Origin of the sequence: Zobellella denitrificans, from assembly GCF_002237365.1 — a bacterium.
GTDB classification, from domain to species: Bacteria; Pseudomonadota; Gammaproteobacteria; order Enterobacterales; family Aeromonadaceae; genus Oceanimonas; species Oceanimonas denitrificans.
In genome coordinates, this window is sequence record NZ_NMUO01000096.1 from 1 (window position 1) to 15,185 (window position 15,185).

Sequence of the window (15,185 nt, forward strand, 5' to 3'; positions counted from 1 at the left end):
CGGCCACCGCCCGCAGCAGGGCCCGGCGCTCGTCCGACAGTCCACTGGCGTCGGGGAGCAGTCGGCCGAGTTGCTCCGCCCCCAGCAGCCGTACCAGTTGGGCGGCCCCGGCGGTGTCCAGGGCGGTGAGGCCGGCGGCATCGAGTTGCGCCGGTGTCGTCTCCGCGGCCAACCGCAGCTGGCTCAGTTGCCGGTAGCGGGCCAGGGTCCAGTCCCCGTGCAAACGGACACGGGGTATTGGATCGGCTTCCAGGATCAGGGGGGCTGTCATCTCGTCCGGGCCTGCCCGAAAAATAAACTCATACGAAGCTGCATTGTCTGCCATTCCATGGATAACCACAACCGGAGCCCGGTTTTATGCTAGAATCTGCGCCCCCTTTCATTGCCACAAGAGCCAGAACCATGACCATAGAACAACAACTGCGGGAACGCAGCGGCGACCGTTGTGAACTGTGCGGCGCCAGCGATGCCCTGAGCCTGCTGGCGGTCGCCCCCAGGGCCGCCGACAGTGCCGATCACTGCGCCCTGCTGTGCGCCCGCTGCCAGGGCGAGCTGGACAGCCCCCAGGATCACAACCACTGGCGCTGCCTCAACGACAGCATGTGGAGCCCGGTGCCGGCGGTGCAGGTACTGGCCTGGCGCACCCTGAAAAAGCTGTCCAGCGAGGTCTGGGCCCGGGATCTGCTGGACATGCTCTACCTGGAGCCGGAAGTGCAGCAATGGGCCGAGGCCGGCCTGGCCGCGGAGGAAGACGACGGCGAGCCGACCCTCGACAGCAACGGCACCCGGCTGCAGGCCGGCGATGCGGTCACCCTGATCAAGGATCTCGAGGTCAAGGGCGCGGGCTTCACCGCCAAGCGCGGCACCCTGGTCAAGAACATCAGCCTGACCAATAATCCGGAGCATATCGAAGGCAAGGTCAACGGCGTGCAAATCGTGCTGGTGGCCAAATTCCTGAAAAAGGCCTGAGCAGCCGGGAGCTAGCCATGTACAAGCTGGTGTTCTTCGTGCCCGAATCCCACCTGGAACCGGTCAAGGCGGCGGTATTCGCCACCGGTGCCGGCCGGATCGGCGACTACGCGGAGTGCTGCTTCGAAACCCGGGGGCAGGGCCAGTTCCGTCCCCTGGCCGGGGCCAACCCCTTTCTCGGCCAGCCCGGCGAGCTGGAGCGGGTGGCCGAGGTCAGGGTCGAGCTGGTGTGCGAAGACCGGCTGATCCGGGCGGCCGTCGCCGCCCTGCGCGCCGCCCACCCCTACGAAGAGCCCGCCTTCGACGCCTGGCCCCTGGCCGACCTCTGATCCGGTAGCGGCGGCCTCCTGGCTGCTGCGCCACCAGGCCGGCCAGGCGCTGCTGGCGAATAACCCCGGCGCCTTGTAAGAGATCTCTCAAGGCCACGACAGAAAAAACGCTTTCTGCCCGCAAGAAAGGTCGCAGTACGGTAATTTTATTTATATATATCAATGCATTGACTTCAACCCTCACCTATTCGGCCCAGATGGGGTCAGGTTTGCCGCCTTGAGCGGTGCCGCCGTTGGGCTATTATGCCTCCCGCAAGGAGCGAGGAAGCCGGTCAGGATGACGGGCCGCCAGGAAAGGCGACAGGAACTCCGCAGGATGCGGCAAGGGACACCTCCCCGGATGGAGATGGCAAAGCGGGTCAGGATGGCACGCGGTCAGGACGACCAACAGGACACACCGACGGATCGGGAAGAGGATGACCTTAAGGATTAAGGCGAAGTCAGGGATTGCAGGGAGCAATTGGGTTTAGGGACTGAACCGTCAAGACGACAGGAAAAGGGGCAACATGATGTTGCCCCTTTTTCTTTGTGCCCCTGACGGAGGCGCTTCGCTTGTCTCCGAAGGTTAACGGCCCGCCCCCGTGTCGGGGCGACGGGCCGGCCTTGTGTCAACTGCCGCTCAGGCGGACCACCAGGCAATCCATGCCTTGGCGGGACAGGCGCTGGCAGGCGCTTTTGGCCTGGCCTTCCTGCAACCCCACCAGCCGGGCCCGGAACAACTTGCGGTTGCTGATCTCCACCTCGCTCACCGCGATCTGGGCCAGCTCCACGTCGGCCAATCGGCGGGCCGCATCGGACGCCCTTTCCCGGGCCTGCTCCGGCACCCGGAAGGAGCCGATCTGTACCGCCCAACCGAGTTCATCGGTGATCATGGTCTGCTCGACCGGGAAGGTCTGGGAGGTGCGCTGCAGCACCGCCGGCGCCCGCGTTACCGGCTGCTCCTGCCGTACGACCTGGCGTACCGTGTCGGTACTGACCACCAGGTTGGCGGCCGGCCTGGTTGCCTCGGGCGAGGCCTTGGCGAGCTGGGTGGCCCGCTCGAACCCCCGATCCAGCAGCGAGGCCATGTGGGCGTCCCGCGACTGGGCGGTCTGCCCGCCCATCACCACCCCGATCAGACGCCGGCCATCCTTGACCGCGGACGTGGCCACGTTGAAGCCGGAAGCGCGGATAAAGCCGGTCTTCATGCCGTCGACCCCGGCGTAATTGCGAATCATGCGGTTATGGCTGGTATAGGTCCGGCCCTTGTAGGTAAAGGACTGGGTGGAAAAGTAGTGATAATACTGGGGAAAATCCTTCATCAGCCGCACCGACAGTATCGCCAGATCCCGGGCGGTCGTGGTCTGCCCCGCGTCGGGCAGGCCAGAGGCGTTGCGGAAGGTGGTGGAGGTCATCTTCATCGCCTTCGCCTTTTCCGTCATCATGGCGCCAAAAGCGCGCTCGGTGCCCCCCAGCGCCTCGGCCACCACCGATGCCACGTCGTTGGCGGAACGCACTATCAGCGCCGGAATGGCATCCCTCACCTTGAGCCTGTCCCCCGCCTTGAGCGAGATGTTGGTCTGGGGCATGGAGGCGGCGTGGGCCGATACCGGCATGGCGGTATCCAGGGTCATGAGCCCCTTTTCCATCGACTCGAACAGCATGTACAAGGTCATCATCTTGGTCAGCGAGGCAGGATAGCGGGTCGCATCCGCATTGGAGGCATGCAGCACCTCGCCGCTGTCCGCGTCGAGCACGATGGAGGCGTAGCGCGGATTGGCCTGCGCCTGGTTGAACAGGGAGTACAACAGCAAAACGGCCAGGAACAGAAATCCCGCTTTTCCGGCGTTTCTTACGGCAAACATGGAGGGCTCCTCCCAGAGATTGAACAAAGCCGGCAGAAGCTACGTTATCGCCCGAATTCTGTCCAGCCTTTCCCGCAGATCCCATCGACAAAGGCCAGGCAAGACACCGGTCCCTCGATGGTCTTCATTATTATTACAAGCATACACGTCGCCGCCACCGGCGGGGAGTCGGTCCGGTACAATATTTAGCATAAAGGCGCCCGCAGGCGCCTTTTTCCGCTCCCTTAGTCGCTCAGGTTGGGCGCCAGCCACTTCTCGGCCTCGACCCGGCTCATGCCCTTGCGGGCAGCGTAGTCGAGCAGCTGATCCTCCTGGATCCGGGCCACCGCGAAGTAGCGGGTGTCCGGATAGGAGAAATACCAGCCCGACACCGCCGCCCCCGGCCACATGGCGAAGGATTCGGTCAGCTTCATGCCGATGCGCTCTTCCACGTCCAGCAGCTGCCACAGGGTGCCCTTCTCGGTGTGCTCCGGGCAGGCCGGGTAGCCGGGTGCCGGGCGGATGCCCCGGTATTTCTCGCGGATCAGCTCGTCGTTGCTGAGCGCCTCGTCCGGGTCATAGCCCCAGTATTCCCGGCGCACCAGCAGGTGCATGTATTCGGCGAAGGCTTCCGCCAGCCGGTCGGCCACGGCGCTGGCCATGATGGCGTTGTAGTCGTCATGGGCTTCCTTGTAACGGCGGATGATGTCGTCCTCGCCGATGCCGCCGGTCACCGCGAAGGCGCCGATATAGTCGGGTTTGGTCCCCTTGGGGGCCACGAAATCGGCCAGGCAGTAGTTGGGGAAGCCGTCTTTCTTCTCGGTCTGCTGGCGCAGGAAGCGCAGGGTATGCAGCACCTGGCTGCGGGACTCGTCGGTGTAGACCTCGACGTCGTCCTCCACGCTGTTGGCCGGGAACAATCCCATGACGCCGGCACAGCGCAGCTCGCCGTCCGCCGCCAGCCGGTCGAGCAGGGCGTTGGCGTCGGCGAACAGCCGCTTGGCCTCCTCGCCCACTATCTCGTCCTCGAGGATGCGGGGGAACTTGCCCGCCAGCGACCAGGTGAGGAAGAAGGGAGTCCAGTCGATGTACTCCCGCAGTACCGAGATGGGCACGTCACGGAATTCGTGGATGCCCGGTTTGGCCGGCACCGGCGGGGTATAGGCCTGCCAGTCGATGGCCACCTTGTTGGCCCTGGCCTCGGCCAGGGTCACCGGCTGGGTGCGGGGTTTCTTGCGGGCGTGCTGATCCCGCACCACCTCGTACTCCTGCTTGAGCCGCTCGACGAAGGCGGGTTTGTTTTCCGCGCTCAGCAGGGTCTGCACCACACCCACGGCACGGGAGGCGTTGGCCACGTAGACCACCGGCTCGTCGTAGTTCTGCTCTATCTTCACCGCGGTATGGGCCTTGGAGGTGGTGGCGCCGCCGATCAGCAGCGGGATCTTGAAGCCCTGGCGCTGCATCTCCTTGGCCACGTGCACCATCTCGTCCAGCGACGGGGTGATCAGGCCGGACAGGCCGATCATGTCGGCGTTGGTTTCCCGGGCGGTCTTGAGGATGGTCTCGCAGGGCACCATGACCCCGAGGTCGACCACCTCGAAGTTGTTGCACTGCAACACCACCCCGACGATGTTCTTGCCGATGTCGTGCACGTCACCCTTGACCGTGGCCATCACCACCTTGCCGTTGCTCTGGCCCGCCTCCTTGCCCGCCTCGATATAGGGCTGCAGGTAGGCCACCGCCCGCTTCATCACCCGGGCCGACTTGACCACCTGGGGCAGGAACATCTTGCCCTCACCGAACAGATCGCCGACCACGTTCATGCCGTCCATCAGCGGGCCTTCGATCACCTCCAGCGGGCGCGCCGCCTGCTGGCGGGCCTCTTCGGTGTCGTCCTCGATAAAGTCGGTCAGTCCCTTCACCAGGGCGTGCTCCAGCCGCTTGTTTACCGGCCAGCTGCGCCATTCCAGGTCCCGGGCGTCCGCCTGCTGGCCACCGCTGCCCCGGTAGCGCTCGGCGATCTCCAGCAGTTCCTCGGTGGCGCCGTCGTGGCTGTTGAGCACCACCGCCTCCACCCTGGCCTTGAGCTCGGGCTCGATGTCTTCGTAGATGGCGAGCTGGCCGGCGTTGACGATGCCCATGTCCATGCCGTTCTTGATGGCGTGGTAGAGGAACACCGCGTGGATGGCCTCGCGCACCGCGTCGTTGCCGCGGAAGGAGAAGGACACGTTGGACACGCCGCCGGAGATCATGGCGTGGGGCAGGTTATCCTTGATGTCCTTCACCGCCTCGATAAAGTCCACCGCGTAGTTGTTGTGCTCGTCGATGCCGGTGGCCACGGCGAAGATGTTGGGATCGAAGATGATGTCTTCCGGCGGGAAGCCGACCTTGTCCACCAGCACCCGGTAGGCGCGCTCGCAGATCTCGAACTTGCGTGCCCGGGTATCGGCCTGGCCCACCTCGTCGAACGCCATCACGATGACGGCGGCGCCGTAGCGGCGCACCAGCCGGGCCTGCTCGATAAATTTCTCTTCCCCTTCCTTCATGGAAATGGAGTTGACGATGCCCTTGCCCTGAATGCACTTGAGGCCGGCCTCGATCACCTCCCACTTGGAGGAGTCGATCATGATCGGCACCCGGGCGATGTCCGGCTCCCCGGCGATCAGGTTGAGGAAGCGGGTCATGCAGGCCTCGGCATCGAGCATGCCCTCGTCCATGTTGATGTCGATGATCTGGGCGCCGTTCTCCACCTGCTGCAGCGCCACCTCCAGCGCCTTGTCGTACTGCTCTTCCTTGATCAGCCGCTTGAACATGGCCGAGCCGGTGACGTTGGTGCGTTCGCCCACGTTGACGAAGATACTCTCGGGGGTGATCAGCACCGGCTCCAGGCCGGACAGCCGGCAGGCCACCGGCAGTTCGGGCAGGGCGCGCGGCTTGATGCCGGCCACCGCCTCGGCCATGGCGCGGATATGCTCGGGGGTGGAGCCGCAGCAGCCGCCTACCAGGTTGAGGAAACCGCTCTCGGCCCATTCGCGGATATGGCCGGCCATCTCGGCGGCGTCCAGATCGTATTCGCCGAAGGCGTTGGGCAGGCCGGCGTTGGGGTGGGCCGACACGTAGGTCTCGCACACCCGGGACAGCTCGGCCACGTACTGGCGCAGCTCGTCCGGCCCCAGGGCGCAGTTGAGGCCGAAAGACAGCGGCTCGGCATGGCGCAGGGAGTGGTAGAAGGCCTCGGTGGTCTGGCCCGACAGGGTACGGCCGGAGGCGTCGGTAATGGTACCGGAGATCATCACCGGCAGGCGCACGCCCATCTGGTCGAACAGCCCCTCGATGGCGAACACCGCCGCCTTGGCGTTGAGGGTGTCGAAGATGGTCTCGATCATCAGCAGATCGGCACCGCCGTCGATCAGGGCCTGGGCCGCTTCGGTGTAGGCTTCGACAAGCTGGTCGAAGGTGACGTTGCGCTTGCCCGCGTCGTTCACGTCCGGCGAAATGGAGGCGGTTCTGTTGGTCGGACCCAGTACCCCGGCCACGAAGCGCGGCTTGTGCGGCTCTTTCGCGGTCCACTCGTCCGCTACCCGGCGCGCCAGCCGCGCCGCCTCCAGGTTGATCTCCGCCGCCAGGCTTTCCATCTGATAGTCGGCCATGGCGATGGTGGTGGCGTTGAAGGTGTTGGTTTCGATGATGTCGGCACCGGCGGCGAAGTAATCGCTGTGGATTTGGCCGATGATCTCCGGCTGGGTCAGTACCAGCAGGTCGTTGTTGCCCTTGAGATCCGAGGGCCAGTCGGCGAAGCGCTCACCCCGGTAGGCGGCCTCGTCCAGCCGGTAGGACTGGATCATGGTGCCCATGCCCCCGTCGATGATGAGGATCCGTTCGGCCAGGGCCTGTTCGAGCTGGGAAAAAACCGGGGATCTGGACACTGCTGACTCCTGTAACAACCTGATTCCTGTATGCGGCCCCCATGCTACCACAAAACCGGCGGTTGGAAATCCAGCCATCTACAAGGCCGACCGCAAGGAGCGTCTCGGTATTTTCGGGAAAGACGTAATTTAACCACAGTTTTCACTAGGGAAAACGGGTGCGCTTAGGCAAACTAGGGGCAGCCGGCGCAGACCGGCCAACCCAGCTTGCAACCCTAAAAATAACGATCGGAAGTGCCTCTATGAGTGTCTATTACACCCTGTGTTTTTTGGCGGCCATGGCGATTACCATCGCCTTCGTCAATCAATACATCATGAAAATCCAGACCACCATCGCCATCACCTCGGGAGCCCTAGGCATCTCCATCCTGATGCTGATCCTGGGCAAAACCACCTGGCCCGAGTTGCAGCAACACGCGGTAGAAGTGGTCAAGACGGTGGACTTCGGTGAGTTCCTGCTGCAGGGCATCCTCGGCTTTCTGCTGTTCGCCGGCGGCCTGGGCATCAACCTGCCGGCGCTGAAGAGCCAGAAGTGGGAAATCTCCATCCTGGTGATAGTGGGCGTGCTGATCTCCACCCTGGTGGTGGCCGTGGGCCTCTGGCTGCTGGCCTATGTGGCGACCATCCCCCTGCCTTTTATCTACTGCCTGCTGTTCGGCGCCCTGATCTCCCCCACCGACCCCATCGCCGTCTTGGCCATCGTGAAAAAGCTGGGGGCGCCGGAGCAGATCGCCATCCAGATAGAGGGGGAGTCCCTGTTCAACGACGGCATCGGCCTGGTCATTTTCCTGACCATCTTCGCCGTGGCCTTCAGCGGCAACGAGGCCAGCTTCGGCTCCGTGATGGCCCTGTTCACCCACGAGGCCATCGGCGGCATCCTGTTCGGCGCCCTGCTCGGACTGATGTCCCACATCATGATCAGCGCCACCGACGACGGCTCCATGGAACTGCTGATGACCCTGTGCGTGCCCACCGCCGGCTTCGCCCTGGCCAACGTGCTGGGGGTGTCCGGCGCGCTGGCCATGGTGGTGGCCGGCATCATGATCGGCAACTGGACCCGCTATACCGGCTTTTCCGAGCAGAGCCGGAAACACCTGGATCACTTCTGGCACCTGCTGGACGAATTCCTCAACGCCCTGCTGTTCCTGCTGATCGGCCTGGCCATGCTGCTGGTGGAATTCCACTGGCAGGCCTGGATACTGGTGCTGCTGTCCATTCCCCTGGTGCTGGCCGGGCGCTTCACCAGCGTGGCCCTGCCCTACCTGGGCTTTCGCCGTTTCCGGGCCTACAACAAGTATTCGGTGCGCATCCTCACCTGGGGCGGCCTGCGCGGCGGCCTGTCCCTGGCGATGGCGCTGTCCATCCCCGCCGGGGTCAAGCTCGGCAGCAGCGGCCAGGTGGAGCTGCGGGATCTGATCCTGATGATGACCTATGCCATCGTCATCTTCTCGATCATCGTTCAGGGCATGACCATCACCCCCATGATCAACAAGGCCAAGGCGGCGGAAAAGGCCGGTTTTCCCATCGAATAAGGGACGGCAAGGGGGCGAATCGCCCCCGGTTATTCTTCCCAGTCTTTGGTCAGGGTATCGCCGGCCGCGCTCAAGGTGCTCAGATCGTAGGGCGTCAGCTGGTAGACGTGGTAGTTGAGCCAGTTGGAAAACAGCAGGTGGCCATGGCTGCGCCAGGTGGCCCGAGGCGCGTTGTCCGGATTGTTACCGGGGTAGTAATTCTCCGGCATCTTCGGCTCGATGCCGGCGCTCAGATCGCGCATGTATTCCTGATGCAGGGTATCGGCGTCGTACTCCGGGTGGCCGGTGACGAACACCTGGCGCCGATCCGGGCTCACTGCCAGGTAGACCCCCACCTGCTCCGAGCCGGCCAGTATCTTGAGGTTGGTCTTCTCCCGGATCAGATCCAGGGGGAAATCCGCATAACGGGAGTGGGGTGCCAGGAAGGCATCGTCGAAACCGCGCACCAGGGGCTCGAACTGGGCCAGGTTCTGGTGCTCGTAAACCCCGGACAGTTTCTCCAGCCGGGTCTGCTTGTCCAGGCCGTAGAGGATTTTGAGGCCGGCCTGGGCCGCCCAGCACAGGAAGAGGGTGGAGGTGACGTGGCTTTTGGCCCACGCCACTATCTGTTCGATCTTGTCCCAGTAGACCACGTCGCAGAAGTCGGTCAGGCCCAGGGGGGCACCGGTGATGATGAGGCCGTCGTAGAACTCGTCCTTCACCTGCTCGAAATCGTAGTAGAAATGCTCCAGGTGGGATTGGGGCGTGTTCTTGGAGGGCCTGTCGTCGATGCGCAGCAGGTCCACCCCTATCTGCAACGGCGAGTTGGACAGCATGCGCAGCAGCTGGTTTTCGGTTTCTATCTTCTTCGGCATCAGGTTGAGCAACAGCACCCGCATCGGGCGGATATCCTGGTTGACCGCACGGGTTTCCGTCATCACGAAGATATTTTCCTGAGTCAGGACGTTGGCCGCAGGCAGGCGATCCGGAATTCTGATGGGCATTTGCTCACTCCATGCACAGTATCGGTAAGAAAGTCTAGACATCTAGAAATCTACAACAAAGCAGCGGTGCTTGTCATCCCTGCCGTGGGCCGGAAATGGAAGTTGCGTTAGAATCCTGTCAAGGCATCTCGAGGACAACGATATGGAACCTGTGATTGAGCTGGTGAGTACCGGCGACGAAGTACTGACCGGGCTGATAGTGGATACCAACGCGGCCTGGCTGTCCCAGCGCCTGCTGGAGCAGGGCTGGCAGGTGAGGCGCCGCTTTACCCTGGGGGATGACAAGGCCGATCTGGTGGCGCTGTTCGAGCAACGCAGCCATGAGGCCGATCTGGTGATCGTCAACGGCGGCCTGGGCCCGACCTCGGACGACATCAGCGCCGAAGCCATGGCCGCCGCCGCCGGCGTTCCCCTGGAGCTGAACGAGCACTGGCTGGCGGTGATGGAACAGAAGTACGCCAGCCGCAACAGGGCCATGCCCAAAAGCAATATCAAGCAGGCCATGCTGCCCCGGGGCGCCGAGCTGGTGGATAACCCCATCGGCACCGCCTGCGGCTTCGCCGTCAGGCTCAACAGGGCCACCTTTATCTTTACCCCGGGCGTCCCCTCCGAGCTGAAGAAAATGGTGGAAGAGGAAATCCTGCCCCGTATGCAACGTCAGTTCGGTGGCCGGGGCAGCAACCAGGTGCGCCGCTTCTTCCTGTTCGGCCTGTCCGAATCAGGCCTGAGCGACCGCCTCGACAACCAGTCCTGGCCGTCCGGCATCACCCTCGGCTACCGGGCCAACCTGCCGACCATAGAGCTCAAGCTGATCATCGAGCGGGACGACGTCGCCGCCATCGCCGCGGCGGAAGCCCAGTTACTGGCAGAGGTGGGCGCCCACCTGGTGGCCCGGGACGAACTGAACTTCGCCACCAGCCTGGGCCCCCTGCTGCACAAGCAGGAGCTGACCCTGTTCGAAGAGGCCAGCGGCGGCCGGCTGACGGATACCATCAGCACCATCACCGCCGAATTCGAGGGCCATTACCTGAGCGGCCTGCCCGACAACGCCGAGGATCTGGGTCTCTGGCTGCAGCGCAGTGCCCGTCCCCTGGCACTGGCCGTGGGCGCGGAAGGGCCCGAGGGCGTACCGGTGGCCCTGCTCACCGAGCAGAGTTGCCAGGTGCAGACCCTGAAACTGCATTTCCGCGATCCCCTCTCCCGCCGCCGCCTGCTGGCCTTTGTGGCGCTCGACATGTTGCGCCGCCACCTGCAGGGCCAGGAGGTGATGATCGACTACGATATCCTGCCCTGCAGCGAGCGGCTTGTCCTGGCTTCCGCGTCCTAGCCGATCAGGCGCAGGCGCCGCAGCAGCCCCTCGACCAGGCCCGTGGCCAGCTCGATCACCCTGCGGGCCAGGGGGGTATGGAACAGCCAGGCAGCGGTGATCAGGGCCAGGGGCACGGAACCGCAGAGGAAGTCGGTCAGCCAGTGGGCCCCCGACATCACCCTCGGCATGGCCAGGGCCAGCACCAGGGGCACCACCACATAGAGATAGCGGCGGGGGAACTGGTAGACGGCGAACAGCAGGAAGGTGGCAAAGCCGATGCCGTGGTCGCTGGGGAAGGAGTCGCCCGAGGCGTCCTTGGCCTTGATATGCGGCACCAGTTGGCTGACCCGCTCCGCCTGTTCGTATACCAGGGTCGGGCTGGGACGCTCGATGGGCAGGGCCTTGCCCGCCGCCGCCTGGATGGAAAAGCAGCCGGCCATGATCAACAGCAGGCAGCAGATGCGGGCCCGTTCCCGGCCGGACACCGTCCAGGCGTGGCGGAATACGAACAGGGCCATCAGCAGGGCCACGGCGCCGTCGATCCAGCGCTGGTTGACGAAGGCCACGAATTCCGCCCAGCCGGGCACCGTCACCAGCCAGCCGTTGAACAGCCAGAACACCCCTTCGTCCAGCCCCTGCCAGTAGCCGAGAAACCAGGAAAAAAACAGTAACAGCGCCAGGGCGTGCAGCGCCGCCCAGCCTTTGAGATCCCATTGCATGGTGATATCGCCCTCCATTAAATGGGGCCGTTTATACCAGATGGGGAAGAGAATTGCAGGTCGGATCACGGAAAAGGGGGCACCACTGGCCCCCTTATGGTTAACGCAGCAACACCGACAGTTCCCGTTGCCGCGCCTTGAGCGCCTCGAGATCGAGACCGCAGATGGCGCCATCGGTCACCCGCCAGCGGCCCGCGACCATGACCCTGTCCGCCTGCCGGGCACCGCAGAGCACCAGGGCCGCCAGGGGATCGCCGGCACCGGCGAACTGGAGGTCGTCCAGGGTGAACAGGGCCAGATCCGCCTGTTTGCCGACGGCGATCTCGCCGATATCGCTCCGTCCCAAACAGGCCGCCGAACCGCGGGTCGCCCAGTCCAGCACCTTCTGGTGGGTGATGCGCCTGGCGCCGTAACGCAGCCGTTGCAGCAGCAGGGCCTGGCGCACTTCCATGATCAGGTTGGAGCCGTCGTTGGAGGCGGAGCCGTCCACGCCGATACCGACAGGGCACCCCGCCGCCTCCAGTTCCAGGGTCGGACAGATGCCCGAGGCCAGCAGCATATTGGAGGAGGGACAATGGGCGATACCCACCCCCGCCCGGCCCAGGCGGGCGATCTCCTCCTCGTTGAAGTGAATGCCGTGGGCCAGCCAGACCCGGTCGCTAAGCCAATCCACCGACTCCAGGTAATCCACCGGCCGCATGCCGAACATCTTCAGGCAGAACTCGGTCTCGTCATGGGTTTCCGCCAGGTGGGTATGCAACTGCACCTGGTGCCGCTCCGCCAGGGCGGCGGACGCCTTCATCAACTCGCTACTGACCGAGAAGGGCGAGCAGGGAGCCAGGGCCACCCGGCTCATGGCCCCGTCGGCCGGATCGTGATAACGCCGGATCAGCCGCTCGCTGTCGGCCAGGATCTGCTCTTCCGGCTGCACCGTCGACTGGGGCGGCAGCCCGCCCTGCTCCTTGCCCAGGCTCATGGAGCCTCGGGTCAGGTGCACCCGCACGCCCAGCCGCCCGGCCTGTTGCAGTTGCAGATCGATGGCCTCTTCCAGCCCCTGGGGGAAAAGATAATGATGATCGCTGGCGGTGGTACAGCCCGACAGCAGTAGCTCGGCCAGGGCTATCTGAGTGGAGACTTCCACCATCTCCGGCTGCAGCCGGGCCCAGACCGGGTAGAGCGACACCAGCCAGGAGAACAGCTCCTTGTTGAGCGCCGCCGGGTGGGCCCGGGTCAGGGTCTGGTAGAAATGGTGGTGGGCGTTGATCAGGCCGGGCAGCAGCACATGCCGACCGGCATCAAATACCTCGTCCACCGCACGGGTGGGGGCCTTTCCTTCCGCCACCAGTTCAACGATTTGGTTGCCGCTGATAACCAGACCGCCGGCATAGGCCGGATCGAGGGTAGCGAGGGGTTTTTTTATCCAGAGTGTTTTGGGGTTTTGCATCAGACTTTCGACTCCATAGCAAATGAAAGTTGGCATCCCCCGGATGTGGAAACCCCTGACGTACAATCCGGGAAGGTACGCCAGGGGATTGCGCCAGTTCAGGCGACAATACGACAGTGAGTCTTAACTGACTTCACCTAATTTTTTTTTGGCAGCCGCGTCAGCCTCGGTTTCGGCCACGTCAACCTCTTCCTCTTTGCTCTCGGGCAGGACCAGGCTCAGCAGTATGGCGGTGATGGCTCCCATGGCGACCGGCGAACTCAGAATGTTGGCGACCGTCTTGGGCAGGGCCTGCAGCACGTCCGGCACAGTGGACACCCCTATCCCCATGCCAACAGAGATGGCGATGATCATCATGTTGCGGCGGTCCAGGTTGGCTTGGGAAAGCACCCGGATACCGGCCACGGCCACGGTGCCGAACATGATCAGGGTAGCGCCCCCCAGTACCGGCTTGGGCATTTGCTGCAATATGCCGCCGATGACGGGGAAAAGACCCATGATAAAGAGGATGGCGGCGATATAGATGCCCACGAAACGGCTGGCCACCCCGGTCAGGGCGATAACGCCGTTGTTCTGGCTAAAGGTGGTGGACGGCATGCTGTTGAAAACAGCGGCGATCATGGAGTTGACACCATCGGCCAGCACACCACCGCGGATCCGGTTGATGTAAACGGGTCCCTTGACCGGCTCCCGGGAGATGGTGGAGTTGGCGGTCAGATCACCGGTGGTTTCCATGGCACTCACACAGAACAGGATCGCCAGGGGAATAAAGGCGGCCAGATCAAACTGGAACCCGAACTTGAAGGGCACCGGGATGGAAATCACCGGCAGGCTGCTCAGGTGGGAAAAGTCCAGGCGTCCCATAAAGAAGGCAGCCAGCATGCCCAACGCCAGGCCAATCACCACGGCCGCCAGGCGGATCATGGGGTTTTTGGAGCGGTTCAGCAATATCACGCTGACCAGCACTATACCGGCCAGCAGCAGGTTATCCAGGGCACCAAAGTTCTGGGCACCGAAGCCGCCACCGATGTCGGTCATGGCCACCTTGATCAGCGGGATACCGATCAGGATGATAATGGTGCCGGTCACCACGGGAGTGATGATTTTCTGCAGCTTGTGAACAAAGCGGCTCAGGAAAATTTCGATAAAGGCGGCACAGAAACTGACACCAAAGATGGTTGCCAGTATATCTTCCGGCGTGCCACCCCGGCTCTTGACGATCATGCCGGCAGACAGCACGGCGGTGAGAAAGGCGAAGCTGGTGCCCTGCAGGCACAGCATGCCAGCCCCGACCGGCCCAATACGGCGGCACTGGATAAAGGTACCCACACCGGACACCATCAGGGCCATACTGATCAAGTAGGGAACATGTTCACCCAAGCCGAGCACGCCGCCCACGATCAGGGTGGGGGTAATAACCCCGACCAGACTGGCCAGCACATGTTGCAGGGCGGCAAAGGTCGAAGGCCAGAAGCTGGGCCTGTCGTGTAGTGAATAAAGCAGATCGTGGTTCCGGCTTTGTTCTGTTCTGGTTTCCTGGGTCATAACAGATCCCTTTGTTAATCGTTGCCGAGAGCGGTCGGGAAGACCGCTGTTGTTTATTGGCCAACATCCTGTAAAGGAGACGGTTGACGCTTATCCTCCATGCTCCACTGCAAAGCCTGGGCTAAGTGGGGAGCTGTCGTGATAATACCGCAAAAAAAACACAATTGTTATATCCATGTGATATTTTTGTACACAAAAATAAAGGCAATGTGATCTATACCGATTACCCAAGCGTCTTCAACAAGCAGGGGTGTAGCAGGCCTTACCCTGACTTCAACCAAAACATAGCACATCAATATTGTGTACAGTAATGAAGTTCACTGCACCAGCTCTTTAGAACAGAAGGAGTCAAGCCCGCCTGGGGCAGCATGGACGTCGATGGAGGAAACCGGGGGCAGCAGGAGCAGACCGGCTGGCAACGCTCTGGCGCCATCCCCAGCTGTAAGAGACAGGAAAATTTAAACGTAAAAAACCCCGATACTTTCGTATCGGGGTTTTCCAATTGGGTGCCTGGCAGTGACCTACTTTCACATGGCAGCTGCCACACTATCATCGGCGCGGGTGCGTTTCACTTCTGAGTTCGGCATGGGGTCAGGTGGGACCACA

The 15,185-nt window shown here is 63.0% G+C and carries 11 protein-coding genes and 1 rRNA gene; 4 read left to right on the top strand and 8 right to left on the bottom strand.

From position 1 onward, the window contains the following. Window positions 1-271, bottom strand: a 271-nt coding sequence (locus CGX12_RS16230) for an STAS domain-containing protein (RefSeq protein ID WP_497045663.1), incomplete at its 3' end; no start/stop codon positions are given. A 131-nt stretch (window positions 272-402) separates the two neighbouring features. On the opposite strand from CGX12_RS16230, the gene CGX12_RS16235 reads away from it, so the two are divergent. After that, complete coding sequence (locus CGX12_RS16235) at window positions 403-969, top strand: PhnA domain-containing protein (protein ID WP_094040894.1); 567 nt, start codon at window positions 403-405, stop codon at window positions 967-969. Window positions 970-986: 17 nt separating this feature from the next. After that, complete coding sequence (locus tag CGX12_RS16240; RefSeq protein WP_094040895.1) at window positions 987-1,298, top strand: YqfO family protein; 312 nt, start codon at window positions 987-989, stop codon at window positions 1,296-1,298. Between the two features lie 608 nt (window positions 1,299-1,906). On the opposite strand, the gene CGX12_RS16245 is transcribed toward CGX12_RS16240, so the two are convergent. Continuing rightward, the gene (locus tag CGX12_RS16245; RefSeq protein ID WP_094040896.1) at window positions 1,907-3,142 is read right to left on the bottom strand and encodes a serine hydrolase; all 1,236 of its coding nucleotides are present in this window, start codon (window positions 3,140-3,142) and stop codon (window positions 1,907-1,909) included. Between the two features lie 224 nt (window positions 3,143-3,366). After that, window positions 3,367-7,047, bottom strand: coding sequence for a methionine synthase (gene metH, locus CGX12_RS16250; protein ID WP_094040897.1), 3,681 nt, complete (start codon window positions 7,045-7,047; stop codon window positions 3,367-3,369). 242 nt (window positions 7,048-7,289) lie between these two features. Between metH and CGX12_RS16255 the strand changes: the two genes are divergently transcribed. Beyond that, window positions 7,290-8,579: a cation:proton antiporter gene (locus CGX12_RS16255; RefSeq protein WP_094040898.1), complete on the top strand. Its 1,290-nt coding sequence runs from the start codon at window positions 7,290-7,292 to the stop codon at window positions 8,577-8,579. Between the two features lie 29 nt (window positions 8,580-8,608). Here CGX12_RS16255 and metA read toward each other — a convergent pair whose 3' ends face one another. Further along, on the bottom strand, window positions 8,609-9,562 hold the full coding sequence (gene metA / locus CGX12_RS16260) for a homoserine O-acetyltransferase MetA (RefSeq protein ID WP_094040899.1): 954 nt from the start codon (window positions 9,560-9,562) through the stop codon (window positions 8,609-8,611). A 142-nt stretch (window positions 9,563-9,704) separates the two neighbouring features. Between metA and CGX12_RS16265 the strand changes: the two genes are divergently transcribed. Further along, window positions 9,705-10,889: a CinA family nicotinamide mononucleotide deamidase-related protein gene (locus CGX12_RS16265; protein ID WP_094040900.1), complete on the top strand. Its 1,185-nt coding sequence runs from the start codon at window positions 9,705-9,707 to the stop codon at window positions 10,887-10,889. On the opposite strand, the gene CGX12_RS16270 is transcribed toward CGX12_RS16265, so the two are convergent. From CGX12_RS16270 to rrf, 4 genes are all read right to left on the bottom strand, one after another. Beyond that, window positions 10,886-11,590 carry a phosphatase PAP2 family protein gene (locus tag CGX12_RS16270; RefSeq protein ID WP_094040903.1) on the bottom strand — a complete coding sequence of 235 codons (705 nt, stop codon included), beginning with the start codon at window positions 11,588-11,590 and terminating at the stop codon, window positions 10,886-10,888. The two genes, CGX12_RS16265 and CGX12_RS16270, sit on opposite strands and share 4 nt — an antisense overlap. Window positions 11,591-11,690: 100 nt before the next feature. After that, window positions 11,691-13,034, bottom strand: a complete 1,344-nt coding sequence (locus tag CGX12_RS16275) for an 8-oxoguanine deaminase (RefSeq protein ID WP_094040901.1) — start codon at window positions 13,032-13,034, stop codon at window positions 11,691-11,693. Between the two features lie 123 nt (window positions 13,035-13,157). Beyond that, window positions 13,158-14,579 carry a uracil-xanthine permease family protein gene (locus CGX12_RS16280; protein ID WP_094040902.1) on the bottom strand — a complete coding sequence of 474 codons (1,422 nt, stop codon included), beginning with the start codon at window positions 14,577-14,579 and terminating at the stop codon, window positions 13,158-13,160. A gap of 508 nt (window positions 14,580-15,087) precedes the next feature. Then, window positions 15,088-15,185: ribosomal RNA gene (gene rrf / locus CGX12_RS16285) — 5S ribosomal RNA — on the bottom strand; the annotation flags it as partial.